29 protein-coding genes and 1 pseudogene are annotated in these 26,056 nt (G+C 40.8%); 13 read left to right on the top strand and 17 right to left on the bottom strand.

Translation table 11 applies throughout. The features are described 5' to 3' along the window. The first annotated feature begins 42 nt into the window (after positions 1-42). Entirely contained in the window at positions 43-1,311 is a 1,269-nt protein-coding gene (locus tag C7B70_RS07730; protein ID WP_106368484.1) for an ABC transporter ATP-binding protein, read from the top strand. A gap of 146 nt (positions 1,312-1,457) precedes the next feature. Beyond that, on the top strand, positions 1,458-1,640 hold the full coding sequence (locus C7B70_RS07725) for a chlorophyll a/b-binding protein (protein ID WP_106368483.1): 183 nt from the start codon (positions 1,458-1,460) through the stop codon (positions 1,638-1,640). Between the two features lie 143 nt (positions 1,641-1,783). Here the strand turns inward: C7B70_RS07725 and rpoD are convergent, their stop codons facing one another. Then, positions 1,784-2,941: an RNA polymerase sigma factor RpoD gene (gene rpoD, locus C7B70_RS07720; RefSeq protein ID WP_106368482.1), complete on the bottom strand. Its 1,158-nt coding sequence runs from the start codon at positions 2,939-2,941 to the stop codon at positions 1,784-1,786. Between the two features lie 840 nt (positions 2,942-3,781). Then, positions 3,782-4,468: a polysaccharide deacetylase family protein gene (locus C7B70_RS07715; protein ID WP_106368481.1), complete on the bottom strand. Its 687-nt coding sequence runs from the start codon at positions 4,466-4,468 to the stop codon at positions 3,782-3,784. Positions 4,469-4,523: 55 nt separating this feature from the next. Between C7B70_RS07715 and C7B70_RS07710 the strand changes: the two genes are divergently transcribed. Both C7B70_RS07710 and C7B70_RS07705 read left to right on the top strand, forming a co-directional pair. Next, the gene (locus C7B70_RS07710) at positions 4,524-5,042 is read left to right on the top strand and encodes a hypothetical protein (RefSeq protein WP_106368480.1); all 519 of its coding nucleotides are present in this window, start codon (positions 4,524-4,526) and stop codon (positions 5,040-5,042) included. A gap of 24 nt (positions 5,043-5,066) precedes the next feature. Next, positions 5,067-5,951, top strand: a complete 885-nt coding sequence (locus C7B70_RS07705; protein WP_106368479.1) for an alpha/beta fold hydrolase — start codon at positions 5,067-5,069, stop codon at positions 5,949-5,951. Between the two features lie 5 nt (positions 5,952-5,956). Here C7B70_RS07705 and C7B70_RS07700 read toward each other — a convergent pair whose 3' ends face one another. Then, on the bottom strand, positions 5,957-6,493 hold the full coding sequence (locus C7B70_RS07700) for a DUF4330 domain-containing protein (protein ID WP_106368556.1): 537 nt from the start codon (positions 6,491-6,493) through the stop codon (positions 5,957-5,959). A 171-nt stretch (positions 6,494-6,664) separates the two neighbouring features. Here C7B70_RS07700 and C7B70_RS07695 point away from each other — a divergent pair, with 171 nt between their 5' ends. From C7B70_RS07695 to C7B70_RS28700, 3 genes are all read left to right on the top strand, one after another. After that, complete coding sequence (locus tag C7B70_RS07695; protein ID WP_106368478.1) at positions 6,665-7,501, top strand: M48 family metallopeptidase; 837 nt, start codon at positions 6,665-6,667, stop codon at positions 7,499-7,501. Positions 7,502-7,691: 190 nt separating this feature from the next. Beyond that, positions 7,692-7,868, top strand: coding sequence for a hypothetical protein (locus tag C7B70_RS26275; RefSeq protein WP_158260472.1), 177 nt, complete (start codon positions 7,692-7,694; stop codon positions 7,866-7,868). Beyond that, entirely contained in the window at positions 7,869-8,462 is a 594-nt protein-coding gene (locus C7B70_RS28700) for a CHAT domain-containing protein (RefSeq protein WP_339376672.1), read from the top strand. 100 nt (positions 8,463-8,562) lie between these two features. Here the strand turns inward: C7B70_RS28700 and C7B70_RS07685 are convergent, their stop codons facing one another. Then, on the bottom strand, positions 8,563-8,778 hold the full coding sequence (locus tag C7B70_RS07685; protein WP_106368476.1) for an RNA-binding protein hfq: 216 nt from the start codon (positions 8,776-8,778) through the stop codon (positions 8,563-8,565). Positions 8,779-8,878: 100 nt separating this feature from the next. Here C7B70_RS07685 and dapF point away from each other — a divergent pair, with 100 nt between their 5' ends. Then, complete coding sequence (dapF, locus tag C7B70_RS07680) at positions 8,879-9,721, top strand: diaminopimelate epimerase (protein WP_106368475.1); 843 nt, start codon at positions 8,879-8,881, stop codon at positions 9,719-9,721. Here dapF and C7B70_RS07675 read toward each other — a convergent pair. The 8 genes from C7B70_RS07675 to C7B70_RS07640 form a co-directional block, all read right to left on the bottom strand. Next, positions 9,718-10,206, bottom strand: coding sequence for a molybdenum cofactor biosynthesis protein B (locus C7B70_RS07675; RefSeq protein ID WP_106368474.1), 489 nt, complete (start codon positions 10,204-10,206; stop codon positions 9,718-9,720). The genes dapF and C7B70_RS07675 overlap by 4 nt on opposite strands. A gap of 1 nt (position 10,207) precedes the next feature. Further along, the gene (gene psb28 / locus C7B70_RS07670) at positions 10,208-10,543 is read right to left on the bottom strand and encodes a photosystem II reaction center protein Psb28 (protein ID WP_106368473.1); all 336 of its coding nucleotides are present in this window, start codon (positions 10,541-10,543) and stop codon (positions 10,208-10,210) included. A gap of 206 nt (positions 10,544-10,749) precedes the next feature. After that, the gene (locus C7B70_RS07665) at positions 10,750-11,469 is read right to left on the bottom strand and encodes a methyltransferase (RefSeq protein WP_106368472.1); all 720 of its coding nucleotides are present in this window, start codon (positions 11,467-11,469) and stop codon (positions 10,750-10,752) included. Between the two features lie 233 nt (positions 11,470-11,702). Next, positions 11,703-11,897: a hypothetical protein gene (locus C7B70_RS07660; RefSeq protein WP_106368471.1), complete on the bottom strand. Its 195-nt coding sequence runs from the start codon at positions 11,895-11,897 to the stop codon at positions 11,703-11,705. Between the two features lie 356 nt (positions 11,898-12,253). Further along, positions 12,254-13,501, bottom strand: a complete 1,248-nt coding sequence (locus tag C7B70_RS07655) for an FAD-dependent hydroxylase (RefSeq protein WP_106368470.1) — start codon at positions 13,499-13,501, stop codon at positions 12,254-12,256. A gap of 64 nt (positions 13,502-13,565) precedes the next feature. Then, a complete protein-coding gene (locus C7B70_RS07650) occupies positions 13,566-14,387 on the bottom strand; it encodes a carbohydrate ABC transporter permease (RefSeq protein ID WP_106368469.1) in 822 nt (273 codons plus the stop codon). 2 nt (positions 14,388-14,389) lie between these two features. Beyond that, the gene (locus C7B70_RS07645; protein WP_106368468.1) at positions 14,390-15,292 is read right to left on the bottom strand and encodes a carbohydrate ABC transporter permease; all 903 of its coding nucleotides are present in this window, start codon (positions 15,290-15,292) and stop codon (positions 14,390-14,392) included. A 7-nt stretch (positions 15,293-15,299) separates the two neighbouring features. After that, positions 15,300-16,562 (bottom strand): ABC transporter substrate-binding protein, encoded by a 1,263-nt coding sequence (locus C7B70_RS07640; protein WP_106368467.1) that lies wholly within the window; start codon positions 16,560-16,562, stop codon positions 15,300-15,302. Between the two features lie 40 nt (positions 16,563-16,602). Between C7B70_RS07640 and C7B70_RS07635 the strand changes: the two genes are divergently transcribed. The 4 genes and pseudogenes from C7B70_RS07635 (at position 16,603) to C7B70_RS07620 (ending at position 19,855) form a co-directional block, all read left to right on the top strand. Further along, positions 16,603-17,889, top strand: a complete 1,287-nt coding sequence (locus C7B70_RS07635) for an ABC transporter substrate-binding protein (protein WP_233220851.1) — start codon at positions 16,603-16,605, stop codon at positions 17,887-17,889. Positions 17,890-17,929: 40 nt separating this feature from the next. Beyond that, positions 17,930-18,052: a hypothetical protein gene (locus C7B70_RS28285; RefSeq protein WP_255409316.1), complete on the top strand. Its 123-nt coding sequence runs from the start codon at positions 17,930-17,932 to the stop codon at positions 18,050-18,052. Positions 18,053-18,306: 254 nt separating this feature from the next. Next, positions 18,307-18,654, top strand: a pseudogene (gene trxA, locus C7B70_RS07625) (thioredoxin); the annotation flags it as partial. Between the two features lie 133 nt (positions 18,655-18,787). Further along, entirely contained in the window at positions 18,788-19,855 is a 1,068-nt protein-coding gene (locus C7B70_RS07620; RefSeq protein WP_106368463.1) for an LOG family protein, read from the top strand. A gap of 59 nt (positions 19,856-19,914) precedes the next feature. Here the strand turns inward: C7B70_RS07620 and C7B70_RS07615 are convergent, their stop codons facing one another. Then, positions 19,915-21,387, bottom strand: a complete 1,473-nt coding sequence (locus C7B70_RS07615; RefSeq protein ID WP_106368462.1) for a leucyl aminopeptidase — start codon at positions 21,385-21,387, stop codon at positions 19,915-19,917. A gap of 57 nt (positions 21,388-21,444) precedes the next feature. Further along, positions 21,445-22,269, bottom strand: coding sequence for a class I SAM-dependent methyltransferase (locus C7B70_RS07610; RefSeq protein ID WP_106368461.1), 825 nt, complete (start codon positions 22,267-22,269; stop codon positions 21,445-21,447). Between the two features lie 22 nt (positions 22,270-22,291). On the opposite strand from C7B70_RS07610, the gene C7B70_RS07605 reads away from it, so the two are divergent. Then, positions 22,292-22,765, top strand: a complete 474-nt coding sequence (locus C7B70_RS07605) for a hypothetical protein (RefSeq protein ID WP_106368460.1) — start codon at positions 22,292-22,294, stop codon at positions 22,763-22,765. A gap of 285 nt (positions 22,766-23,050) precedes the next feature. Here the strand turns inward: C7B70_RS07605 and C7B70_RS07600 are convergent, their stop codons facing one another. The 3 genes from C7B70_RS07600 to C7B70_RS07585 all read right to left on the bottom strand — a co-directional run bounded on the left by C7B70_RS07600 (position 23,051) and on the right by C7B70_RS07585 (position 26,050). After that, the gene (locus C7B70_RS07600) at positions 23,051-24,406 is read right to left on the bottom strand and encodes a serine/threonine-protein kinase (RefSeq protein ID WP_199192124.1); all 1,356 of its coding nucleotides are present in this window, start codon (positions 24,404-24,406) and stop codon (positions 23,051-23,053) included. After that, positions 24,403-24,576 (bottom strand): hypothetical protein, encoded by a 174-nt coding sequence (locus C7B70_RS07595; RefSeq protein WP_199192123.1) that lies wholly within the window; start codon positions 24,574-24,576, stop codon positions 24,403-24,405. The genes C7B70_RS07600 and C7B70_RS07595 overlap by 4 nt, the downstream gene beginning before the upstream one ends. Before the next feature lie 310 nt (positions 24,577-24,886). Continuing rightward, positions 24,887-26,050, bottom strand: coding sequence for a GuaB3 family IMP dehydrogenase-related protein (locus C7B70_RS07585; RefSeq protein WP_106368458.1), 1,164 nt, complete (start codon positions 26,048-26,050; stop codon positions 24,887-24,889). Positions 26,051-26,056 lie beyond the last annotated feature (6 nt).

Below are 26,056 nucleotides of genomic sequence, written 5' to 3'. Positions count from 1 at the left end.
GCCTGGAAGTAATTGTAAACAGTTTCAGTGATAAAAAAGCTTGTGGCACAGGTAGTTTTAGAAAACATTTATAAAAGCTTTCCCAACGCTGGGAAGGCAGAAAAAGTAAAGTCTCCGTTGCAGCCATTAATTGCCTCGGTGGAGGAAACCGCACCAGACTTAAATAGCGTTAACGTTTTAAGGCGCATCAATCTTACGGTGGCGGATGGGGAATTTATGGTACTGGTGGGCCCTTCTGGGTGCGGCAAAAGTACCCTATTGCGGCTGATTGCAGGGTTAGAAGAAATGACTGGGGGCAATATCTGGGTGGGGGATGCCTTAGTCAACGATTTGCCTCCCAAGGCGCGGGATATTGCGATGGTGTTTCAAAGCTATGCTCTTTATCCCCACATGACAGTTTATGACAATATCGCTTTTGGGCTACGTCGCGGGGCAAGCGGGGAACAAAACAAGGATTTAGCAAGTTGGGGTAAAAATGCCCTCTCTGGCATGACACGGCGTTTTCCTGCACCTCTACGTTACAAGAGCGATCGCGAACAAGAGGTAGATAAGCGGGTAAAAAATGTTGCCTCTTTACTTCAAATTGAAGCGTTATTACTGCGACTACCCAAACAACTCTCTGGCGGACAAAAGCAGCGCGTAGCTTTAGGTCGGGCAATTTCGCGCAATCCGCAAGTTTTTCTAATGGACGAACCACTTTCTAATTTAGATGCCAAACTCCGCGCCGAAACTCGCGCCCAAATTGTTAAATTGCAACGCCAGTTAGGGACGACAACTATTTACGTTACTCACGATCAAACCGAAGCAATGACTATGGGAACTCGCATTGCGGTCATGAATTTAGGTCAATTACAACAAGTTGCTCGTCCTCTAGAACTCTACAATCGCCCAGCGACTAAGTTTGTCGCCGAGTTTATTGGCTCCCCACCAATGAATTTTTTAGAAGTAGAGTTTCAATCGCCTCTAGGAATTTCTCACCCTTTGTTTAGCTTCAATCTCCCCAAAGTCTGGGAAAAAGCTCTCAGCAAATACGATCGCCAACCGCTAATCCTCGGTATACGACCAGAACATTTGAGTCAAGGCGATGCCGCACCCAGCAATCTCCCAGTACAAGTAGACCTAATAGAAGCCCTAGGCAACGAAACTTATCTTTCCGTTAGTCCTACTAATTCAGCGAATGTGGCTTCTATGCAAGTCCGCATTCCCCCTGATCGCCCAGTATCATACCAAGATCGGCTATGGCTGTCTTTTCCCCCCGATAAGCTGCATTTCTTTGACCCCGATACAGGTAAAGCAATTTGGCATGACTAGAAGAATTGAGAATTGGTCATTGGTTATTGAAATTAATACCCATTACCCATTACCTACCCTAAGGTATAGACAAATTGTAAATAGGGGTGTTACATTAGTTTACATAGAAGGAAACATAAATTAACAAACTAACAGGAACAAACGCTATGCAAAGCACAACTAAAGTAGTTACACCCCCAGTAATGGAAGACCGCAACGCCTGGCGCTACGGCTTTACTCCTCAAGCAGAAATCTGGAATGGTCGTCTAGCAATGATTGGCTTTCTAGCCGCCGCCGGAATTGAGTTATTTTCTGGACAAGGTTTTCTCCACTTCTGGGGCATCATGTAGTACCTAGAAAGAATAATCAAAGTATCAAAGACAAGGAATTTATTGACCTAGGAGATCACAAGAATCTCCTAGGTCATTTTTTAAGCAAAAAACGCTAACAGCCGTAGCCATCAGCGTTTGAGCGAATCAAAACCTAAGTTGCTTTACCGGATATATTCTTTTAAAACACTATTACGATTTGGATGGCGTAATTTGCGTAAAGCTTTAGCTTCAATTTGCCGGATACGTTCACGAGTAACGTTAAATATCTGTCCAATTTCTTCCAACGTCTTCATCCGACCGTCATCTAAACCATAACGCAGGCGCAATACATCGCGTTCGCGGGGGCTAAGACCGTCTAAAACTTTCTCTAAGTCTTCGCGCAACAGATTTTTAGAAACTTGGTCTTCTGGTGTTTCTCCATCCGACTCAATAAAGTCTCCCAGGCGAGAATCTTCTTCTTTACCAATGGGAGTTTCTAAAGAAATTGGCAATTGAGCAGATTTAGCAATAAATCGCAGCTTCTCAATAGTCATTTCCATGCGAGTTGCAATTTCTTCTTCTGTTGGCTTGCGTCCCATTTCCTGAGAAAGCAGCTTGGTCGTCTTTTTAATCCGGGAAATAGTTTCGTAAAGGTGGACGGGTAAACGAATTGTCCTTGATTGATCAGCGATCGCTCGCGTAATTGCTTGACGAATCCACCATGTAGCGTAAGTTGAAAACTTATAACCCTTTTCGTGGTCAAACTTTTCCGCCGCCCGAATTAGTCCTAAACTTCCTTCTTGAATCAAGTCTTGAAAAGATAGACCGCGATTCATGTACTTTTTGGCAATCGAAACTACTAAACGCAAGTTCGACTGCACCATTTTATCTTTAGCGCGTCGTCCGACATGGAGGCGATAACGAAAGGAATTTATCGGTAGCTGTACCGCTTCCGCCCATTCTGTGTCGTGGGGATCTCGTTCTAACTGTTCGCAAAGCTTCTCCCGCGCCCGCTCCATTTCCAACAATTCGGCAATTTTCCGAGCTAGTTCAATTTCCTCATCCGCTCTTAGCAGCCGAATTCTACCTATTTCTTGCAAATACAGGCGAATTGAATCTTCTGTATAGTGCTTCTTTTTAGTTTGCGCCCGACGACGAGACTTGACAACTTTCGTAGATTTTGCTTCTTCAGGTTTGGTTTCTATCAATTCATCTTGTTCGTCTAGGTCTAAAGGGTCAAATTCTTCTTCAATCAAAACGCCTAAAGTGCCTTCAGGCTGATTAAGGGTTTTGATTTCAGGCTGATTAATGGTTTCGAGTACGTTGTTAGCCTGGTTCATGCCGCGTTCCTCATGCTCCTTGAGTCAACTATCAATCTATCAACATTTATTTCGTACTCTTATTAACAGTGCTAGTAGCTTATTTAATAAGAGTTTTAATTGCTTGTATTGTTAAGGGCAATTTCAAATAGACCAGGCATAGATATTAAAAATTATCAATGCGATCGCACTATTTATTTACCTAAAACAAGACTTTATTCTTGTATAAATCTAATGCTTAATAGTGGCTTTAAAAGCTGCTATTAATGCTTGGAGTTGCTAAGACCCCTCCGATTGTAGCCTGTTTCACAGAAATTGCCTGCATTTAATGTTTCGATTGTAAAATCTACAACAGTCCTTAGTTTAACTTGTTTTTTTGAGGGCAATGTAATACCCGGAGGCAATTAAATTAATGGCTCCGAAGGTTTTAACTGCTCTCATACTTGTTTAATATTTTAAACTTGCTTAGCTTAATTGCCATCAATTCCCGGTTTTTGAGTGGAATAGTTAGCATTTTATTGGTTGCTTAGGCATGGAGGTTTTCAGTCATCAAGCTTGATGTTTTCTACCTTAATTGAGTTTCGGATAATTTGCTATCAATAAAAAGTGTTGGGAACGTGAGTGTAAATTACCTCAAATTCAAAGTCAGAGGTTCTGCACTATGGCTCATTAACACTAATTTTTGATTAACCTAAACTTAAACTTGCTTGTCTTTGTCTAAGTTAACTGACGATTGCTCAAATTTCAACCTCAGAGAACTTGACAAATCACCGAAGTTCTCTCGCTATTGTAGTGAATAAATATCTGTAATTACACGTAGGACAAAAATAATTTGCAAGTTTGGATGCATATAACAAATTATTACGGTTTCAAATAGCTGTTGCGATCGCGCCAAAAGCTATCAATATTAACAAACTTATAGCCGCGCCGCAAAAGTTCGGGAATCAAGATTTGGGTAGTTTCGGCAACATCAATACCGCCACACGCCCCGTCATGTAAAACAATTGTCGAGCCATTTTGCACTTGTTCTAAGACGCGCTGCACGACAAGATTAATTCCTGGTCGTACCCAATCTTCAGGAACTACACTCCACATTACCGAGCGGTATTGCCACTTAGTTAATAATTCTAAAGTTTGGGGAGTAAATAACCCGTTAGGAGGGCGAACATCGCGGATATTTGCCCCATTTATGCCGATCGCAGTAGAAATTGCGCTTTGAGTTGATTCTAAGCTTTGTTGCAATTCGGCAGTGGTAAGGAGGGGAAAAGAGCGATGATCGTAGCCATGTAACCCAATCGCGTGTCCGCAGTCGTACACCGATTTAGCAACGGTGGGGTAGCGATGGACGCAAGCACCCAACCAAAAAAAACTCGCCTCGATGGAGTAGTAGTCTAAAACTTTGAGCAGTTGGGGAGTGTAAACTGGATGAGGGCCATCGTCAAAGGTTAAAGCAATTTCTTTAGTGTAAGAATTGCCTGACCACAGACAATTAGGAAAAGTAGGCTGTAAAATGCGGTAGAGAACGGGAAAAAATGGAGCCAGTTGCATTTGATATTTTTATAGGCGGAAATTGATGGCAAGTCCTAACTTTAGCAATTATTAAATGATTAACGCGATCGCTACTAGAGGCAAATTAATCTTTTTATTAAGTACAATTTTCCTTAATAGTTGTTCTACCGTAACGACTACCGAATACGAAGCCACAGCGCGGACTACTTACACTTGGCAAGTTGAGTATTTTGTCAACCAAAGTAACGATAATTTAACTCGCTATGAAACTTTTGCTTCAACGTCTTTAGTCAATCGTAATGGCATTAAGCCAGAAAATGCCGTGACAGGCCCCGACGACAAAGGTTTGTGGTGGGCGGCTTTACCGCCAAGACCAACGGTAGACGAAATTGACCAACGAAGAAAATCCGATCAAAAACCTGGTAGTCCGCAACTGATTAAATCAGTAGATTATCAACTAAGTTATACCGCAGGAACCACAGTGCAAACCTTGCCTGCAAACTACCAAGTTTACCGCCAAGTAGTTAAAGCTTATCCTCAAAAAGCAGCTTTACAACTAACTTTAGGGGTGAACGATAAAACGGTAGAAAAAGCTCAATTAAGCTCTGATTAAGTCGTTTAATATTAAGGTGCGTCAATGTTTCAGCCGCTTGGATTTGAACAAAAGTCTGTACTAACTTCTTTAGGCAGAATGGTATATTACACCAATAGTGGAGTACCTTGGAGCGATTTTGCTCAAGCAGAAACCTTAGTATTTTTGCATGGTTTCGGCGGTGGTTCTTCTGCCTACGAATGGTCTAAAGTATACCCAGCCTTTGCCAGCGAGTATAAAATTATCGCTCCAGATTTGATTGGGTGGGGAGAATCGGAGCATATAGAGCGAAATTATCAAATTGAAGATTATTTAACTACTATTGGCGAATTTTTAACCCAAATTTCCAGCATTCCTGTAACAGTCGTTGCTTCATCGTTGACGGCAGCCTTTATAATTAGACTTGCGATCGCTCGTCCTGAGTTATTTAAGTCATTAATTCTTACTACCCCGGCGGGACTGGCGGATTTTGGCAATGATTATTCAAGAAGTTTCTTTGCTCAATTGATTAGTACGCCCATTCTTGACCGGATACTTTACAGCACGGGATTAGCAACAGCTAACGGCATTCGCAGCTTTTTAGAACAACGACAATTTGCCCGTCCTAGCCGAATTAGCGAAGAAATCGTCGATGCTTACTTAGAATCTGCTAAACAACCCAATGCTGAATACGCCGCGCTATCATTTGTACGCGGCGACCTGTGTTTTGATTTATCTACTTATATTGGGCAGCTAACTACGCCGACAGCAATAATTTGGGGACAAAAATCTCAATTTACAGGCCCGGAAATAGGTCAACGTCTTGCGGCGACTAATCCCCAAGCAATTAAAGTCTTTCAGCAATTAGAAGACGTGGGACTAACACCCCAGCTAGAATTACCCGCCGTTACTATTGGCTTAATCCGCCGATTTTTACCTTTATTGGCGTAGACGAGTTATTTGCTGTCATTGACGCGGACATCAATCACTGTGGCATTGAAGTTATAATTAAAGCCTTCAAGTTCAATGGGATTACCAATTTTTAGTTTGCTATTGCTAATTACTGCGCCATCGGGTCTAATTGTTGCCTTGCCGACTAAAGTTAACAGCATATCGGTACTAAACTGGTTCGGTCGGGGGTCAGTGTACTCTTTTAAAGAGCCATCAGGTTGAGCTACTAATATGGTTCTAGGCAACTGCTGCACAGATTTAATCTCAAGACTTCCGTGGGGTTGATTGCGGATGACAATGTTTGTTTTGCCGCCTTTGGTAAATCCTTGAGAAAATAGTTGTTGTGGATCTTTGATATTCAACCCGCGTACCACTAAATCAACTTCAACGGGTTTAGTCGCCTCAGTATTTTGAGCAACAGAACCAGAAGTGCCAGGATATAAGAAAATGCCGATGATGACTAGGACAATTACTAAAACAGCACCCAAATCGAGCAAATTTATTTTGCCGAATAAACGACCTTGAGAATCTAAAATAGCCATATAAATTTTTTTAGATAACAGCAACAACGATCTAATCTGGTGTCAGCTTATCATAGCTATGACAAGGGCAAAAACGGCGGTTAAAGGTAGAGACTTTACTAATTAATTGCAACAATTGCCCGGTCAAACCGTCTAATTATAGATAAGTCCTCTTTTCCTAATTACTGCCGTATGTTGAAGTTTTTTTCTTTCCCTGATCGTGGGCGGCGTTGGTTTTACCCAGTGTTGTCAATATTTGTGGCGCTTGGTATTACTGTAAGTTCAATGCCATCTCAAGCAATTTCTGTATTTGATTTGCTCCGCCAAGGCGTGCAGATAATTCAATTGTCGAATATTTCCGCTCGCCAAGAAGTACAACTTGGCAAGCAAATTGATCAGCAGATAAAGCGAGAGGTACGAATCTATCGCAATCAAGATATAAATTCTTATGTACAGCAAATTGGCAGACAGTTAGCCGCCGCAAGCGATCGCCCAAATCTGCCTTATACTTTCCAAGTAGTTGATGATAAAGGCGTTAATGCCTTTGCAACGGCGGGAGGTTTTGTTTATGTCAATACGGGTTTGCTTAAACTAGCTGATAATGAAGCGGAACTTGCTAGCGTTATGGCGCACGAAATCGGGCATATTACCGGGAAGCATTTAGTAGAGCAAATGCGGGAAAGCGCCCTCGCTCAAGGTGTTTCACAAGCTGCGGGTTTAGAGCGCAACGCGGCGGTGCAAATTGGGGTAGATTTGGCGTTGCGTCGTCCTAATAGTCGTAAAGATGAATTAGAAGCCGATCAAGTCGGTTTAAGAAATTTGAGACGGGCGGGTTATGCTGAGTCTGGGATGGTTTCGTTTATGAAAAAGCTGCTAAAATCTCGCTCAACTCCTACTTTTTTAAGTACCCACCCAGCAACGGGCGATCGCATTGTGGCCCTAGAACGCGCGATCGATCCCCAAAGGGCAAATGTAGGTAATGGCTTAGATAGCAATGCTTACAAGTCTCAAATCCGCTCTCTAAGCTAAGGTAATTGCTATGGGTACAGGCTATTCAAGTTTGTACCTATCATTAAACTAATGTTGCATTAATGAAAGATTTGCCCTGATTTTTACGGAATTATCCTGATAGGAGGTGATGATACCCATAAGGTTTTAGCTGCACGTCCAAGGAAGTCCGACGAACCCTCAATCTGCACAACTTGCTCTCACTACCATTTTGCGGCGCAAAGGTCGGGTTCTCAATGCTCTAACCGACAGCCTACAAGCCCTGAAAAGTCGCCTCAACCCCAAAGACAAAGTTCTCCTCGATAAGCTGGCAATGGCTCGTTCCCAGCTTGCAGCATTGACGTTTAAAGGCGCAGGCAACACACCACTAGAGCAATTCGGCAATTAAATCACAACTCTATTCCAACAGGAACAGACAATAGAAGCTGCTATCAGTCGTCGCAGTGCAAAATTTCGTACCCAAAATCAAAGCGTTACCATTGAAGGAGTACAAAAACTAATTCCTGCTAATGCCGCCTTAGTAGAAATTGTCCTTTATCGACATTACAATCCTAAAGCAAAATATGGCGATCGCTTTGGCAAACCTCGCTACGTCGCCTACGTCCTGCAATCTCAAGGAGAACCAACATGGATAGAACTGGGGGATGCGGAAACGATCAACAAAGCTGTAACTGAGTTTCGCCGCACAATTCGCACCAAAATCGGTGATCAAAAGCCCTTCAAAAAGGCGGCGAGAACTTTAGATGCAATGCTGATGCAGCCCATCCGCAAGCAATTGGGCAATAAACGTAATATTCTGCTTCCTCCTGATAGTCAACTAAACCTCATTCCCTTTGCAGCTTTAATTGATGAAAAGAACCAATATCTGCTAGAAAACTACGAAATAACTTACCTTTCTTCGGGACGAGGCTTAATCCGGCTGCAAGCTGACTTACCTAGTAAGGAAAACCCTGTAATAGTCGCCAATCCTCTAGCTGATTAGATGTATGAATTTTGGCAACGAGACGTTGCATTCAACGTCTCTACATTGGTTTTGAAATCACGCGAAATCATTTTCGCGCTCTAAATCCAGCAACGCCTAATTAGTTTGTGGTTTTGATAAAAGCGATCGCTTGTCGCCAAATAGTAATACTCTGTTCGCTGGTATCAACTAGACATATACAGGTTTGATCTTGCCATAGTAGCCTACCACTAAGTAAATCGCCACTTAGCAACTTTACTTCTACAGCTTTAGCTTCTTTGATCAGCATCTGTACTTGCTTTATGCTGGGTGAAGCTACATCAAAATCACTTTTCATCAATTAATTCCTAGCAAATACTGTAATTAGTTGGGTAAAAATAGGTAAATATCATTCAACTATAGTATTTTGCCTGCTACTTTCGGGAGAAATCAAAAACGTGTCTATCGAGTTTGTTAAATATCAGGGACTAGGAAACGATTTTATCTTAATTGACAATCGCTCGTCATCAGAACTTATCGTTTCGCCAGAACAAGCAATTAAGTTATGCGATCGCCATTTTGGCATTGGCGCAGATGGGGTAATTTTTGCCCTTCCAGGTCTTGAAGGTACAGACTACACAATGAGAATCATCAATTCCGATGGTTCAGAACCCGAAATGTGTGGTAACGGAATTCGTTGTTTAGCTGGATTTATCGCTGATTTAGAAGGAAACCACGATAAAGAAGTTCAATATCGCATTCATACTTTAGCAGGCGTTATTTGTCCTCAGTTATTGGCAGATGGTCAAGTAAAAGTTGATATGGGTTTACCAAAACTCCTAGCAAAAGAAATTCCTACTACCTTAAGTTCTCCAGAACAAAAAGTAATAAACGAATCCTTAGAAGTCGCGGGGAAAAATTGGTTAGTTACTTGTGTAAGTATGGGAAACCCTCATTGCATCACCTTTGTTGAAGATGTTGCTGCAATAGATTTAGCACTAATTGGTACTCAATTCGAGCATCATTCCGCCTTTCCGCAAAAAATTAATACCGAGTTTATTCAAGTTATCGGACGCGATCGCCTAAAAATGCGCGTTTGGGAAAGAGGCGCAGGTATAACCTTAGCTTGTGGTACTGGTGCTTGTGCGGCGCTAGTAGCTGGCGTACTTACTCTTAAGTGCGATCGCAAAGCGACAGTAGAACTCCCCGGCGGTGATTTACTGATTGAATGGTCAGAACCCGATCAAAGGCTCTACATGACTGGAGCGCAAGAGCGAGTATTTGCTGGCACAATTGATTAAGCTCGTAATTGACTAACTAAATGCTCTATTTCCGGCAAAATCAACTCATTCATAGCTAGTTTGACGGCGTTGCTAGAACCTGGAACAGAAAATACTAAGATATTTTGGTATGTACCAGCGATCGCTCGTGATGCGATCGCTCTTGAACCAATTTCTTTGTAACTAAGATACCGAAACAACTCCCCAAAGCCTGGTAAAGTTTTCTCTAACAAACTAGCTATAGCATCATAAGTTGTATCTCTAGGCGCTATCCCCGTTCCACCATTAAAAATTGCGACATCAATGTTATTTAGTGCTTGTAATTGGCTTTTAATCTGCGTTGGTTCGTCTTTAATAATGGTGTAATATCCCACCGCGCGATTGGCATTTAAGAGCAACTGTTGGATTAACTGACCGCTTTTATCAGTTTGGTGCGATCGCGTATCGCTAACAGTAATTACCGCACAGTTAATTACTATCTTGCCTGTATCGGGGTGGGGTTGCATATTACGATTTGTTGAAATCTAGCTCGTTTTTCTCGGCGTAACGTTCCATAAACCGGAGAAACCGCTCCCATTCGCTCGTTGAATTCATAATGTAAAATACTTCCAAAGCTTCTGGCTTGCCATTAACAAACTTACCTTTAACTTCGCGGGTAATTATTTCCCCTTCCTCATCAATCATATACATTCCCGTAATATCATCGGCGTTACCACCGTTTAAAACTGAGGGATTTTGGAAGTAAAACGTTGCTGTACTTTGCTTTCCATCCCGCGAACGAGTCAAACGTACATCGGGGGTTACATCTTCATCAGTACCTTTAGAAAACTGAATTGTTGCCATAGTTGCCTTGCATTTAAGTTTTTTTCTATCTTCTCATTAATTAGACAGGACTGTTAACGTCTCCTTAAATGCAAGGATTTTTCCCTTCCCTGGAAAGTTTTGGCGGTTTTTGCGATCGCTGCTCAGAAATTAAAACGAGGATTCACGCTCTAATAAGAGTATAATCCGCGCCCTACTTGTATCAAATTATTGCAACCCATAGATGCTTACAGACAAGTCATTAATTGCATTAACTCTGTAGACAAGTTTTCTTGGCTACTACTACTCTGCTTTGTAAATAATACACCTGCTAATAGATAGATATTTTTAGAATAAAAAGCCATATTATCTTGCTTCAATTCTTCAATTCTATTTTTAACTTTTGGCTCTGAGCTATAATAACCAAATTTTAAAGGGGAGATAATAAAATCTGTAATATGATAGCCTTTAGTTAGGGCGTAATCAATTGCACCTACAGGATTAGAATAACTAGCAATCATTGCTAAGACGTTTTTATAACCCAAAGATAATAACTGTTTTGTAACTGTTATTCCGTCTATACCACCGTGCAAAAATGGCTGATATATTTTGTTATCTATGGCTGGCAAGTAAGGAGGGTTAGATATTAGATAATCCCCTTGAGGTGTAGCCGTGTCAAACAACGAGCGATTATGAACTATATATTTTTCCCTCAAACCACAGACATTTATTCTTTCATTTGCCAAAGCGCAAGACATACTATTTATTTCAAATCCCTGGACTGTTCCAGCAAATTCTGTACTATTTAAAGAATTAATAACTGGGCTACCATCTCCAGAGCCAAATTCAATAATAGTTTCCGAACTTAAGCAATTATTTAATACTAAGCTTTGCAAGCAGTAGGAATAAAAATTTGATTCTTCTGGACAAAAGAATACATCTTTTAAGGGTTTTTGTGAAGTAAGCATTTAATCAATAAAAAAGCAACTGATACAAAATTACTGTTTCCGCGTTTCCACTGCCATCTATCGTAAGTTCTATACCGAATAAAGTAGAAAGTGCGATCGCACTGAAAGAGCATTGTAAAAAACCTAGGGTCAAGTGGGCGATCGCCTAGAAGCTAATAGAGATCCGTCTGTAGCGCTCGCTACAGCAGAAATAGTTATTTTTCTAAATTTTTTTTGAGATCAAGTCTAAACCATTAGCGGTGGATAGCGGCATACACAAAGGCGATCGCCATCGGAATTACAATCGGTAAAGCTACTATTAGCCCCCATTTACCAACTTTAAATTCTTGCTCTCCATCGCTTTTGAAAAATAAAACAACAATCGCCGTTCCCATTACTGCCCACAAACAGCCAAAAGCAATAAAAATAATAAATATTGAGTCATCCATTAGTTTTCGCGCTATCGCCTACTGCACCTTTAAGTTACAGCAAATAAATCCTAAAAGATTTCGTAACTAACCAACAAAGTAAAGTCATGTATCCCAAGGCTAAAATAAAGGTAAGAATTAGATATTCAAGCAAATTTCCTATGGAAGCTATATTAGGCGCTCTGCTTTTTCGGTGCTTCAGGATTAAAACTCGACCGGGAATATCAGCGCGGTGTCATTTTTTGATTGGGTAGAATCAAAAGCGTTAAAGGGCTAGGAATGTACTGGATAATAGCTCAAAAGGCACAATTAGACATTCATACTAAAACTGTTAGTATTGAGCCGCAAAAAACTATTGCTATTAAATAGCTCAAAAACTAAAACTTCTGGGCTATTTCTGGGGTACGTCCTTTTAAACCAGTCATTAGTTTTAAAGCAAATACTTTAATCGGCGGTACTCGACGCAATACTAATAAACCAATTCGGCGAATTATAACTACAGGCAAAAAGTTATTAGAAAATACTCGATCTAATAAATCTGTAAACCCCAAAATCGTCAAATTCTCTTGCTTGCGCCAGCTTTCGTAACGTTTGAGAATTGCCAAGTTGCCAATATCTTCACCTTGACTATAGGCTTGCTGCAATACCTGCGCCAAAGCCGCCGCATCGCGGATACCCATATTTAAACCTTGTCCACCAACGGGATGACAACAGTGGGCAGCGTCGCCAACTAAAGCAAGACGAGGCAAAACATAGCGATCGCTCTGCATTAACTGTACCGGAAACACAAAGCGATCGCCCTCTAACTCTAGCTTGCCCATTTGTGCGCCACAACGCCTAGTAAGTTCGGCTAAAAAGTCCTCGTCATTCAAAGCAACTATTGCTTTTGCTTCTGCGTGGGGTGCAGTCCACACAATCCGACAACGATTCCCTGGCAAAGGTAAAACCGCAAAGGGCCCACTACTCCAAAACTTTTCGTAAGCTGTATTATTGTGTCCTTTTTCGGGCTTGACAAAAGCAACAATACATGACTGCCAATACTGCCAGCCGCGCGTATTAATTCCCGCCGCTTGACGAATTTGAGATTTTGCACCATCGGCGGCGACAATCAGGCGGGTACGGATAGTTTTTACTTCGTTACCCACCCGGAGGCTAATTTCAACTCCAGAGGGCTGATACTGAGCTTCTAGCACTTGTGCCGGACATAAATAAGTAATATTAGGGCATCCGCTTACAAAGTCTTGTAATGGCTTTAGTAGCGCTTGATGTTCGGCGACGTAGCCTAAGACTTCTGTACCCAAATCATTAGTTTCAAAGTTGACAGATTGGGGATAATCAGCATCAGAAAGCTGAACGTGACAAAAATGAGCAATTTGGGGCAGTATCTTATCCCATACGCCTATTCCCGCAAATATGCGCCCTGAGAGGAGATGAATGGCGTAAGCTTGCCCTTTAGCGGCAGCGATAGATTGGGGTTTTGCTTCAATTACAACAACTTTTAGCCCAGAATTATTTAAGGCACTAGCTAAGGTTAAGCCGATAATGCCACCGCCAGAAATCGCTAAATCGTAATCATAGGTTAGCGGTGGGTTTGAAAGAGTTGGCGGAGAATCAAGCCTTACCATTGCACTACATGAGAATTGTTACATTTCTTCATTTTTACTATAGCAGTTCTAATGAGATCAGACTTTATTTGCCACCAGTAAAAGTTACACCTTGAATAAAGTAGCGGTTAAAAAAGGCATAAATAGCCAATGCAGGTAAAGTAAACATCATCGAAGCCGCCATTATATAATTCCAGTAGCTTATATATTGACCTTTAAATATGTTTAAACCTAAAGGTAGCGTAAACATTGTTGAATCTGACAAAATCATCAATGGCGATAAAAAATTATTCCACGCACCCATAAAAACAAATATTGCTTGGGCAGCTAGGGCAGGTTTTGCTAAAGGTAAAACTATTTGAAAAAAGGTTTCTAAGTGTCCCAAACCATCTAAAGCTGCTGCTTCTTCTAAGTCTTTAGGAAAATTTATAAAAAATTGCCGCATCATAAATATAAAAGTTGCATTGATCGTACTAGGCACAATCAAACCTTGGTAAGAATTCAACCATCCTAAGTTTTTTAAAATTAAAAAAGTAGGAATTAAAGTAACTTGTCCCGGAATCATTAAAACTGCCAAAATCAGGAAAAACCAAAACTTATTTCCTGGGAAATGCAGCCTAGCTAAAGCATAACCAGCCATTGAATTAAATAGCAAATTAAAAGCAGTTACACTAACAGCAACTACGACACTATTAAATAACCAACGTCCAAATAATGGTTCTTGACTAAATATTTGTTGATAGTTTGCTAAAGTAAACTGTTGCGGAATAAAACTATTTCCACCGCCGACAATTTCTGCTAAAGGTTTAAAAGAAGCAGAAAGCGCCCATATAAAAGGAATAATAGTAATGAGTGCATACAAAACTAAAATTAAATACAAAGCTGCTTTTGTGGCGGAAAAACGCATAATTAATCAAATCTTTCTTCTTTAAATAAATAACGTTGCATTAAAGTTACAGTCATAATTACTAGAGTTAGCAGCAAAGCCAAAGCCGCAGCATAACCCATATCTAGATTTTTAAAAGCATACTGATATATCAATAGTACCACCGTTAAAGTTGAATTATTAGGACCGCCAGAGCCACGAGAAAATATGTAAGATTGATCGAATAATTGAAAAGTGCCAATAATACCCATCACAAGTACAAAAAAAGTAATTGGCTTTAAAAACGGTAAAGTAATCCAAATAAACTTATCAAACCAATTCGCACCGTCAATAGTAGCAGCTTCATACAAATTTTCAGGTATATCTTGCATTGCTGCTAAATAAATAACCATAAATAAAGGAGCCGTTGACCAAATATTCATCAGCATAATTGCTTTGAGAGCAACCTTTGGATCTCCTAACCAATTGTAGGTAGGTAAATGTATAAAAGCTAGGAAGTTATTTAGCAACCCATTAGAGTTACATATCCACATAAAAATTAGTGTTAATACGGCGGATGATGTAACTGTTGGTAAAAAAAATAAAACTCTAAATATATTTTTACCCTTAATTTGAGCATTTAATATTAAAGCTAAACCTAGAGCAAGAATTGTTTGAATGGGAACAACAATTAATACATATTCGACAGTATTTTTAAGGGCGATCGCAACTCGTTCATCTTGGGTAACCCGAACAAAGTTTTTCCAACCCCTAAAAGCATAGCTAATATCGCCTAAAGGTTGTACTTTATACAAAGAAAGTCCAATAGCAAGTAAGATTGGCAATACTAAAAAAATTGCCAGAATGATAATTGTAGGACTCATAAATATATAAGCACTAACTAAATCTGTAAACTGCTTATTTGATTTTTTTAAAATATTTGCCATCGGTAATTTACTGTAATAGTTTAATTTCTTTATTGGCAGTTTCTTGGGCTTTTCGCATTGCAGATTCTAGCGATTGTTCACCGATAATTGCACTAACAAACTGATTATTAAAATTATTAACTATCAAAGGTAAGTATTCCCCGGCTTGCCATATAGTTGCATAGTTTACACCCGCAACAAAGGGGGCATATAAAGCATTTTTGTCATAACTTAACTTATTAGCTACAGAGGCGCGAGTTGGTAGCGCCAAACCAGTTTTTGTCCAAGCTGTCATTCCCTCTTTTCCAGTTAAATAAGCAATCAACTTCCAGGCGGCTAATTTATGCTGTGATTTTTTATTCATGACATAGGCAACAGTGTAAGCCATTGTACATTTTTTACCTGCTATTGTTGGCACTTCCGCAACTCCATATTCAAGGCTGGGAAACGTCTCTTTTAAGTAAGAAATAATCCAAGGACCTTCAATTACCATCGCCGCTTTACCTTGTCCAAATATTTCTCCCCCAGAAGTTGTACCGACATCACTAGGTTGCGCCGCCGACTTATCTTTAACGTACTGATCGACAACTAATTGCAAACCTTTTAAACTTTCTGTTGACGCAAAAATAGCATTATTATTAGCGTCAACTAACTCGCCGCCAAAAGCTTTCATCATAAAAACTTGCCTAGCTAATTCTGGAGAAATACCTAAGCCATATTGTTCAATTTTGCCATCTCGATTGTGATCAATAGTTAGCTTTTGGGCATCCCTGCGTAACTCATTCCAATTACTAGGCGGTTGAGTTAAATTAGCCGCAGCAAAAGCTTGTTTATTATAAAAAAGTGCCAAAGTAGAAACATCTTTAGGTAAGCCATAAATTACACCGTCGCGCACAAAGGCTTTAAGCAAGTTTGGGGCAAAATCTTGCAAGTCAAAATCGGCTTTTAAATAATCATTTAATGGTTGAAGCACACCCGGAGAAATCATCGCTGGTGCTTCCAACGCATCTAAGTAAAATACATCCGCCGCCGTATCGCCAATTAGCCGGGTTTTAAGTACATCCATGTACTCATCAGCGATCGCATCATACCTAACTTTTATAGTCGGATTCAACGCTTCAAACTTCTCAACCACCTGCTGTAAAAGCTGTTTTTCTAATAAATTACTCCAGCCGCTAAGAGTTATAGTAACAACACCATCATTATTTGCTTGTCTGCTACTATTACAGCCTGTAAAAATCCCTGTGCTAAAAATAACCAACACCAAAACCAATATAAGTTTTTTCAGCATAAGTAATATTTCCCTACCTAACTATCTGACTTGGGTAAATTTGTTTAGTTTCCTCCGCAAATGTTCTGTAATATTACTACTTACAACCGTACTGTTTTTAACTGGATGTCAAAACTTAATTGAAACCCCAAAATCTACCGACGTAACTAAGATAACTTTATGGCAAGGAGTAAACCCACCATCAAACCGCGATGTATTGCAAAAGCTTGTAGACAGGTTTAATCAACAACACCCAGATATTAAAGTAGAATCGCTGTACGTAGGACAAGCCGAACAACAACTACCAAAAATATTAGCCGCCGTAGTTGGAAATACACCCCCAGATTTATTATGGTTTAATGCAACTCTTACCGGGCAATTAGTCGAACTAAACGCTATTCTTCCCCTTGAAAATTGGTTGCAAAACATACCAGAATTTAGCCAAATCGATCCGGCTTTATTTGAGTCAATGGAGTATCAAAAACATACTTGGTCTGTACCTTTTGCTACAAATAATGTGGGTATATTCTACCGTCCCAGCTTATTTAAAGCGGCAGGAATTACCGAATTACCTCAAACTTGGGAACAATTGCGCCAAGTAGCCCGTAAATTGACTATAGACACTAATGGCGATCGCAAAGTAGACCAGCACGGGATATTTTTACCTTTAGGGAAGGGAGAATTTGCTGTATTTTTGTGGCTACCGTTTATGTGGAGTGGTGGCGGCGAATTAGTAGCTAAAGACAACCAAACCCCAGCAATTGTCAACGAAGGGGCAATTTCGGCAATGGAATTTTGGCAGAGTTTAATCGCCGATGGTTCCGCCGTGCTATCGTCACCAGAAAGAGGTTTCGAGATTGACGACTTTTTAGCAGGGAAAGTTGCAATGCAAATTACTGGGCCTTGGACTTTGGGACAATTAAAGGCAACCGGGGTCGATTTTGATGTTTTTCCTATCCCAACTAAATTAAGACCTGCCACCGCTATCGGAGGGGAGAATCTGTTTGTTTTTAAGTCTAACCCTAAGCAAGAAGCCGCCGCCTTGAAGTTTGCCCAATTTGCGATCGCCGAGGAATTTCAAACCCAATGGGCGATTAATACAGGTTACTTGCCTATAAATCTTGCAGCTAGACAAAGCCAACAATACCAAACTTTTGTAGCCGAGCAGCCCGCCGTTAAGGTATTTTTAGACCAGGCAAAATATGGGCGATCGCGTCCAATTTTTCCTCGTTACAGTCGCTTGTCTGAAAGCTTAGGCAGGGCTTTAGAATCGGTACTATTAGGAAAAAGTACCCCTAATTCTGCCCTAAAAACTGCTCAAGATCGGCTAAATCTAATTTTTCGTTAGTTTAAGCAGTAATTTATTAACGGTTATTTTAGTTAAGAGTTTGCAGGGAAAAATCCTAAGTTTGTTGAAAAACTTAACTAAAGCGCGATCGCCCAAATCGCAAATTACCAAACAAAAATTTACAAATGCGATCGCACTTATCCTCACCTTACATAAAAAGTAAGTGTTTAAATAATCAAACTTACCCGCAAACATAATCAACGAAAAAACTAGAGCTTACAACAATATCTTAATTTTTAATTCACCTCTTAGAGGTTGACAAGCTGTAGAGTAATATGTATTAGCTAGTCTATTTATGGTAGACATACAAAACTTTGATACAAAAGTTATATTTAACTAAAATCTGTCTAAACATATACCGTTGATAGATAAGATATAGTCTTAAGCCTATGATAGAATTTTCAACAAAGTAATAAACAAAATAAGCAAGGATTTATAGGAATGTCAGCAGCCGTACAAGTTACAGACGCATCATTTAAGCAAGAAGTATTAGACAGTGAAGTTCCAGTTTTGGTTGATTTTTGGGCTCCTTGGTGCGGCCCTTGTCGGATGGTAGCCCCGGTAGTTGATGAAATTGCCCAACAGTACGACGGTCAAATTAAAGTTGTTAAACTTAACACTGATGAAAACCCTAATGTTGCCAGCCAATACGGTATCCGCAGCATTCCTACCTTGATGATTTTTAAAGGTGGGCAAAGAGTCGATATGGTTGTTGGAGCAGTACCCAAGACAACTTTATCTAACACTTTAGAAAAGTATCTTTAAAAGTAGTTTTAACTATAAATTAAATAACGCACCTTGGATCTAAGTAATCTAAGGTGCTTTTTTATTGGTAAAGGAACTACAGCTACTCGTCCAAAAATCGGTACAATAGAGTGCCAGTTGGGCAATGGCACTCATGAATCTAATACCATCCTCTGATCCCCTTGATTCTCTTCCCGAAGATGTTACCCAATTAATGGCGCAACTGCCAAACTTGCAACATCGGCAACTCATTGAGCAAACGTTAGCAACAGTTGTCCGTCTAGCTAGTAGCGACATCGATCGCTTGGATTGGAAAATTTTATCAGCATCTCTAGCGGATATGGAAAAAGGATTGCAGTTATTTCGTACTTACCGCCATGTCCGCAAAGTAACGATTTTTGGATCGGCTCGTACCTTACCTACAGCACCGGAATATCAAATTGCGGCAGACTTTGCTCGTTGCGTAACCAAATTAGGCTTTATGGTAATGACGGGTGGTGGTGGTGGGATTATGCAAGCAGGCAATGAAGGCGCTGGTAAAGAAAATTCCTTTGGGTTAAATATTCAGTTGCCCTTTGAGCAAGAAGCCAATCCCTTTATTGAAGGCGATCGCAAATTAATTCATTTTAAGTATTTTTTCACGCGTAAATTGTTTTTACTGCGAGAAAGCGATGCTGTAGCTTTGTTTCCTGGTGGTTTTGGCACTCAAGACGAAGCTTTTGAATGTATGACTTTGAGCCAAACTGGAAAATTTGGGCCCGTACCGCTTGTATTAATTGATCGTCCGGGCGGCTCTTATTGGCACGATTGGAGCGCTTATATAGACAAAAATCTAGTCAAAACAGGTTTAGTCAGCAAAGACGATCCAAGTCTTTACACCATTACCGATAACTTAGAGGTAGCTTGCAACGCGATTACGGCTTTTTATCAGGTGTACCACTCCAGCCGCTATGTCAAAGAAAAATTAGTGATTCGCCTGAAAACTGAATTGTCAGAAGCTCAAGTTGAACAGTTAAACACTGATTTTAGCGACATTTTAGTTAAAGGCAGGATTGAAAAGAGTATTGCTTTACCTCAAGAAGCCCAAGATGAAACGGTGAAGCTACCGCGTTTGGTGCTGCACTTCAATCAGCGCGACCTAGGGCGATTGTATCAGGCGATCGCAGCCATTAATCAAATGGGTAACACTGCGATCGCCGCAACCCATCCAGAACTTAAGTAGTAATTAGAGATCCCCCCTAAAAAAAGGGGGAAAATATTTTAAAAAGGGGATTAAAATAACTAACTCATTACCCAATTAACCAAAGTACGCACCCCGTAACCCGTAGCACCAGCGCTGTTGTAACCGTTTTCCTTGTCTGACCAAACGGGGCCAGCCATATCAATGTGCGCCCAAGGAGTTTCTTTAACAAACTGCTGCAAAAATAAAGCTGCTGTAATAGATCCACCAGGACGAGGGCCAGTATTTTTCATGTCTGCAATGGGAGACTTTAACCCTTCAAAATACTTTTCTTCCATTGGCATTCGCCAAATTTTTTCTCCTGCCTTATCTGCCGCTTGTACTAATTGATTGGCAACTTCATCGTTGCTACTCCACAGTCCGGCAATATCATCGCCTAGGGCAATGACACAAGCGCCTGTAAGCGTTGCCAAGTCAACGATCGCATCTACCCCTAATTTTTCGGTAAAAACCAGCGCATCCGCCAAGGTGAGCCGCCCTTCAGCGTCGGTATTATTGACTTCAATAGTTTTCCCATTAGAAGCGGTGAGAATGTCTCCGGGGTGAATAGCACGACCGCTAATCATATTTTCAGTTACGGCGCTAATAAAATGCACCTCAACATCGGGCTTGAGTTGAGAAATAGCTTTAGCTGCCCCTAAAGTCGTCGCCGCACCGCCCATATCCATTTTCATTGTTTCAATCCCGCTCCCTGCCCCTTTGATGTTCAGACCGCCAGAATCAAAGGTTACGCCTTTACCAATAATTGCTAGTTTTCTTTTGGGGGTTCCTTCAGGCTTATAAGTGAGGTGAATAAATTTCGGGGGCATTTCTGAGGCTTGGGCGACACCTAAAAAAGCACCCATACCCAACTGTTCGCATTCTTCGCGTTCGAGAATTTCTACTTGCAAACCATAAGAAGTGGCGATTTCTTCGGCTGTTTGCGCCATACTCATCGGGGTTACGGTGTTCGCTGGGGCTGTTACCAGTTGACGGGCTAAGATTACTCCCGAACAGATTTGCTGGGCGCGGGAAATTGCGTTTTCTTGCCCGGAAAAACCAATTAAATCTACTCGTTCTAGATTAAAATTATTTTCATCTGGCTCTGATTTAAAGCGCCGATCTTGGTACAAACCAAGTTCAATTCCTTCACAAATGGCTCCGGCAGTGGCTTCTGGATCGTCGTTCCAGACGGGTAAACTAATACCTACAGTTTGACACTTTTCTTTTTTGGCTAACTTAGCGATCGCAGCGCCGCACCGCCGCCAATTGTCTAATTTTAGTTTGTCTGGTTTGCCAAGTCCTACTAATAGCACTTTACGCACCGAACTTGCGCCACCGACTCTAGTTACAACACTACTGTTATCTTTGCCCTTAAATTCTGTCTCGGCGATTACTTCTTTCAACACACCAGCAAATTTTTGATCTAACTGGGTCAATAAATCCGATTGTTCTACAGTATCTTCAAATAAACCCAATACTAGGGCATCGCCAGCCCAATCTAATAATGGCGTATCAACTGCTCGAATTTCCATCCTTTGTATCTCGCTCAAAGCTTCTATTTCTTCCAGTATTGCGTAAAATTTTTGCTCTTACGGCGTTTTTTGAGCAATATGGAAAGCTGAGAGATAAGACAGTTGAACGCTTTTTTTGCCGTCTTGTTCTAATATTTCCTTTAGCGCAGCAAATAATTTGTCTCTTTGCTGTGGTTCTAGCTCTATGTAGGGCGTATAAGTGTTTAGTAGCAATACATAATCATCAAGGCTGTAAGTAACCTCCCACGCTATTTGTTCGGACACCAAGCCGCCAAAATGCCCAGAATCAGCAACTATCTGTCCCAACTTTCTGAGAATTTCTGTTTGAGTCTCCTTGTCTTCGTATTTTCCCAGGGCTGGAGCGTATTTTTGATAAGCTTCTTTTAACGATTGGCAAACTTCATAGGGGAGTTGCGCTGTCATATTCCAGAGCAAAATTAGATAGCCGTTATTTTGCAAAGCTGCCGCCGCTTTTGAATAAACAATTTCTGGTGTCATCCAATGAATAGAAGTTGCAGCCAAAACAGCATCAAATCTTTCCGCCTCTAGTTCCCACTCCTCAAAGGTAGTATTGTTAATCTCTACCTGTGGATAAGTCGCGCAGTTTTGTTTAGCTAACTGACAAGCAGCCTTACTTGGCTCAATACAAACTACTTTGTAACCCTTTTGAGCAAAGGCAACGGTTGCATTTCCTGGGCCGCATCCTAGTTCGAGAATTGCTGCGCTGGGGGGAAGTTGGGTTAGTTCAATTATGCGAGTTATCAAAGCTTGGGGATAACGCGGTCTAACCTGATTGTAAGCTTCTGCTACAGAACTATACCAGTTTTTGCGTTGCTCAAAAGGGTAAGCATCAGCGCCAAACTTCGGGTTATTTTGGTGCATAAGAGTCAATTTAGGAGCGATTTTGAGTGATCTTGTTATTTTAATCAAATTGCTCTTTGGTTTATCGTGCTATGTAATAGTTGGATCTTCCTTTGCCTGGGCTTCACTTTGGGCTGATGCTTTGGGCGTAAATGAAGCTCTATCTAATAGCAAGGATTTAGTATTACTAAGAGTTACAATCGCCGTTTTGGTTTTGACTTTAACTTGGAGTTTGGCTTGGACTAAAGTAGGCATTGTCAGTTGGGTTAAACTTTTAGGCTGGGGTTGGCTTTTAAGTTGCGGTATAGGTATAGTTTTAGGCTCAGTTACAAGTGGCATTACGTTTACTGTAATTTGGATATTTGTTGTTGGTACTGCTTGGGTTGGTGTTTGTAGCTTGTTAAGTGCGGAAAGTCAATTACTATTATCTTTCAGTGAATTTCACACAAATTTAATATTGGCAGGAACCGGAATTTTTGGGTTGATTGTGGGGACATTAGGGCGTTTGGTTAATTAGTCAACTCCGTAAAAATCATCTCTGTTTTGCAACACTCCGTTGCGCGGTAGATCCCCCCTAACCCACGTCAACAAAGCGATCAGGTTCAGCTACACCGCTTTTTGACTCCCCTTAAAAAAGGGGGAAAATATCTATTAGCCACCATTTTGAAGCAAGAGTATAACAATCGGGTAATAATCAAAAGACTTTTAACTCGTCCTCTAAGGTTTGATAACGCGATCGCTACTTAGTTTATTCAAAAAAAAACGCCTTTTTTCTGCGCTTATAACAACTAAAATTGGGTTTTCAGCTAATTTTTAACCACTCTTTAATTTCCTGAATTAACCAAAGACGTTCTACTTCTGTTAACGGTGGAGAAAATGAATATTTTTTGCCGACGGTTTCGATAACTAATGCCAGCCTAGAATATTCAATATTTCTTTCTAACGTTGTCGGAAAAATGTTTTGGATTTCTGAACTATAGCCTTGCTTTTGGCTGTAAGTAAAGCCAAATAACTTTAATTTAACTAAAAAATTTCCTCTGTTTAAGTCAATTTCCGTTCGTCCGCAAGAACTTTCTAACGTGCGAAACCACATAAATACAAAAGGAATTAAAATCGAACAAATAATTACCGATGGAATCAGATAAGTAATCCCCGGTTCGAGTAAAAACCCTACTGTTAGCATTGAGGCAACAGCTAAAAAGGGCGTAATAAAAACTGTTGATATGAGAAAAAAAGGTAAGCTGCCAATCTTTTTATCTATCGGCGGTATAGCTATATTTAATTCATCAATAGATTTAGTTAACTTAATTCGGGTAGCTTGAGGTTGAAAGTTTTTACTAATACTAGAAACTATAGGTTGCTTAAGTTCTAGCATTTCCAACGCTTGACGAGCGTTGCTAGGTCTGCGTTCGGGTGCAGGTTCGGTTAGGTGATCTAACCATTGAGTAAAAAATGGGCTAAGACTAACACAACTTTTAAACTGAATTTTTAGTTCTTTTTGGGGTAAATCCGCCGGACTTGTCCCTGTAACTAAATGAATTAAAGTTGCACCCAAACCATACAAATCTGTAGCGGGAACAGCGCGATCGCCAAATTGTTCCATCGGCGCATAACCATAGGTTCCTACTACCGTAAAAGTAGACCCTACAACTGCTACACGGTCTTGTACGGCTCCAAAATCTATTAGATGTACGCGATCGCCTTCCCCCAAAATTAGATTGCTAGGCTTGATATCTCGATGGAGTACCGGGGGATTTTGTTCGTGCAAATAAATGAGAATTTGCAGAATTTCTTTAGCAATATGTTCTACTTCAAGTTCGCTAAACTTTCTCCCCTGGTTTAATAATTCTTGAAAAGAAAAGCCAAGAATATAATCTTCGACAAGTACAAACTTAGGATCTGGCGCTTCATGGCAAAAATAGTCTCGATACTGAGGAATTTGGGGATAATTAAGCTGTTGGAGAACTTTTGCTTCCCGCTCAAATAACTTAACATTAGCCCAATCTACTACCGCCCCAAAAGTCAATATTTTGACTACAACTTGCTCTTGGCGGTCAGTATCCATTGCCAGCCAAGTTTGCCGTAAAGGATTATGACTTAACAGTTTTTGTAATTGATAGCGATCGCGTAATATCTGCTGTACTTCTAACATTGTCATTGAATTAATTGACCGCTTTGATACAAATCTTGCCTAACTTGAGTCGCACAAACTACTGCTACAAGAGCGATTATAACTAGGGGAGACAAACCAACTCCAGAAGTCGCTAGAATAATCAGCAAGGCGGCGGCGACAAACCGATACTTACTTCTAGTCAAAACGATTGGCATAGAATGTTGTCCCAATCCACGCCCACCAAAGGAGTATAAACAAAAATATAAAGCTAAAAAACCCTGCTATGGATACATCGATATAGCTGAATGGGTAATTGGTAATGGGTAGTAATTTCAATGAACAATTCCCAATAGGGAGCGAAGACTTATTTAAAAATAAGAAACCGCCCAATATTAATTGGGCGGAGTGTGGTGTGAGGAGTGAACGGAAAATTTTTTTTTCCGATCCTTCTTATTGTAAGCGACAGGAAATGGTTTTGCTGGATGATAGTTCCAATTGAGCAACAAGGCAATAGCCAATTTTTTGCTATTTGCCCATGCCTAATTGTTGAGCTTTTTGGTAAACTTTCCCTTCAGTGAGTAACGAAGGGGCGATCGCAACTTCTACACCTTGCATTTCTTTGAGATTTTTGGCTCCCAAAGTCCCCATACTGGTTTTTAAAGCTCCTAGCAAGTTGTGAGTACCGTCATCTAATAAAGCCGGCCCCCGTAAAATTTGCTCTAAAGTACCCGTTGTAGCCACCCGAATCCGCGTCCCGCGTGGCAAAATAGGGCTGGGGGTTGCCATGCCCCAATGATAGCCATTTCCTGGAGCTTCTGAAGCTCTTGCAAAGGGCGAACCAATCATTACCCCATCGGCTCCGCAAGCAATACATTTGCAAATATCGCCCCCAGTAATTAAGCCGCCATCGGCAATTATTGGTACATAGTTGCCTGTTTCTTGATAATAGTCGTCACGGGCTGCTGCACAATCGGCGATCGCCGTAGCTTGAGGTACGCCCACCCCCAAGACTCCACGAGAGGTACAAGCGGCTCCTGGCCCAATTCCTACTAATACCCCCGCCGCTCCAGCTTTGAGCAAATTCAGGGTAACTTCATAAGTAACGCAGTTGCCTAAAATTACTGGAATCGGCATCTCTCGGCAAAATTGCGCCAAGTCTAAGGGTGTCAAAGATTCGGGCGACAGGTGAGAAGTTGAAACCACCGTTGCTTGGACAAAAAATAAATCTGCTCCTGCTTTTGCTACCATTTCGCCGTATTTCATTGCTCCGGCGGGAGTAGCGCTGACGGCGGCAATTCCCCCTTGTTGTTTAATTTCTTGAATACGCTGGGCGATTAATTGTGGTTCGATAGGTTTGGCATACAATTCTTGCATCAAGCCGACAAATTCATCTTTGCCTACAGAACTAATGCGTTCTAAAATTGGTTTAGGATCGGCGTAACGGCACTGAATACCCTCTAAATTGAGTACACCTAGTGCGCCGAGTTCGGATAATAAAACCGCCATGCGAACATCTACAACCCCATCCATAGCACTAGCAATAATCGGAATTTCTCGCTCAATATTACCGATGCGCCATTTGGTGTCTGCTAAACTCGGATCTAGGGTTCTATTGCCTGGTACTAAAGCAATTTCATCGATTCCGTAAGCTCTCCTTGCTTTTTTACCCCGCCCAATTTCGATATCCACTTTTGT

This window comes from Chlorogloea sp. CCALA 695, from assembly GCF_003003885.1.
Lineage (GTDB): Bacteria > Cyanobacteriota > Cyanobacteriia > Cyanobacteriales > Chroococcidiopsidaceae > Aliterella.
This window is presented reverse-complemented; position numbering and strand designations above follow the sequence as displayed.

What these genes read in the sequence shown, in the direction of transcription:
- C7B70_RS07725 (WP_106368483.1), top strand. Translation starts at nt 1,458, where the DNA reads ATGCAAAGCACAACTAAAGTAGTTACACCCCCAGTAATGGAAGACCGC.
- rpoD (WP_106368482.1), bottom strand. Translation starts at nt 2,941, where the DNA reads ATGAACCAGGCTAACAACGTACTCGAAACCATTAATCAGCCTGAAATC.
- C7B70_RS07715 (WP_106368481.1), bottom strand. Translation starts at nt 4,468, where the DNA reads ATGCAACTGGCTCCATTTTTTCCCGTTCTCTACCGCATTTTACAGCCT.
- C7B70_RS07710 (WP_106368480.1), top strand. Translation starts at nt 4,524, where the DNA reads ATGATTAACGCGATCGCTACTAGAGGCAAATTAATCTTTTTATTAAGT.
- C7B70_RS07705 (WP_106368479.1), top strand. Translation starts at nt 5,067, where the DNA reads ATGTTTCAGCCGCTTGGATTTGAACAAAAGTCTGTACTAACTTCTTTA.
- C7B70_RS07700 (WP_106368556.1), bottom strand. Translation starts at nt 6,493, where the DNA reads ATGGCTATTTTAGATTCTCAAGGTCGTTTATTCGGCAAAATAAATTTG.
- C7B70_RS07695 (WP_106368478.1), top strand. Translation starts at nt 6,665, where the DNA reads ATGTTGAAGTTTTTTTCTTTCCCTGATCGTGGGCGGCGTTGGTTTTAC.
- C7B70_RS07685 (WP_106368476.1), bottom strand. Translation starts at nt 8,778, where the DNA reads ATGAAAAGTGATTTTGATGTAGCTTCACCCAGCATAAAGCAAGTACAG.
- C7B70_RS07675 (WP_106368474.1), bottom strand. Translation starts at nt 10,206, where the DNA reads ATGCAACCCCACCCCGATACAGGCAAGATAGTAATTAACTGTGCGGTA.
- psb28 (WP_106368473.1), bottom strand. Translation starts at nt 10,543, where the DNA reads ATGGCAACAATTCAGTTTTCTAAAGGTACTGATGAAGATGTAACCCCC.
- C7B70_RS07665 (WP_106368472.1), bottom strand. Translation starts at nt 11,469, where the DNA reads ATGCTTACTTCACAAAAACCCTTAAAAGATGTATTCTTTTGTCCAGAA.
- C7B70_RS07660 (WP_106368471.1), bottom strand. Translation starts at nt 11,897, where the DNA reads ATGGATGACTCAATATTTATTATTTTTATTGCTTTTGGCTGTTTGTGG.
- C7B70_RS07655 (WP_106368470.1), bottom strand. Translation starts at nt 13,501, where the DNA reads ATGGTAAGGCTTGATTCTCCGCCAACTCTTTCAAACCCACCGCTAACC.
- C7B70_RS07650 (WP_106368469.1), bottom strand. Translation starts at nt 14,387, where the DNA reads ATGCGTTTTTCCGCCACAAAAGCAGCTTTGTATTTAATTTTAGTTTTG.
- C7B70_RS07645 (WP_106368468.1), bottom strand. Translation starts at nt 15,292, where the DNA reads ATGGCAAATATTTTAAAAAAATCAAATAAGCAGTTTACAGATTTAGTT.
- C7B70_RS07640 (WP_106368467.1), bottom strand. Translation starts at nt 16,562, where the DNA reads ATGCTGAAAAAACTTATATTGGTTTTGGTGTTGGTTATTTTTAGCACA.
- C7B70_RS07620 (WP_106368463.1), top strand. Translation starts at nt 18,788, where the DNA reads ATGAATCTAATACCATCCTCTGATCCCCTTGATTCTCTTCCCGAAGAT.
- C7B70_RS07615 (WP_106368462.1), bottom strand. Translation starts at nt 21,387, where the DNA reads ATGGAAATTCGAGCAGTTGATACGCCATTATTAGATTGGGCTGGCGAT.
- C7B70_RS07610 (WP_106368461.1), bottom strand. Translation starts at nt 22,269, where the DNA reads ATGCACCAAAATAACCCGAAGTTTGGCGCTGATGCTTACCCTTTTGAG.
- C7B70_RS07600 (WP_199192124.1), bottom strand. Translation starts at nt 24,406, where the DNA reads ATGACAATGTTAGAAGTACAGCAGATATTACGCGATCGCTATCAATTA.
- C7B70_RS07595 (WP_199192123.1), bottom strand. Translation starts at nt 24,576, where the DNA reads ATGCCAATCGTTTTGACTAGAAGTAAGTATCGGTTTGTCGCCGCCGCC.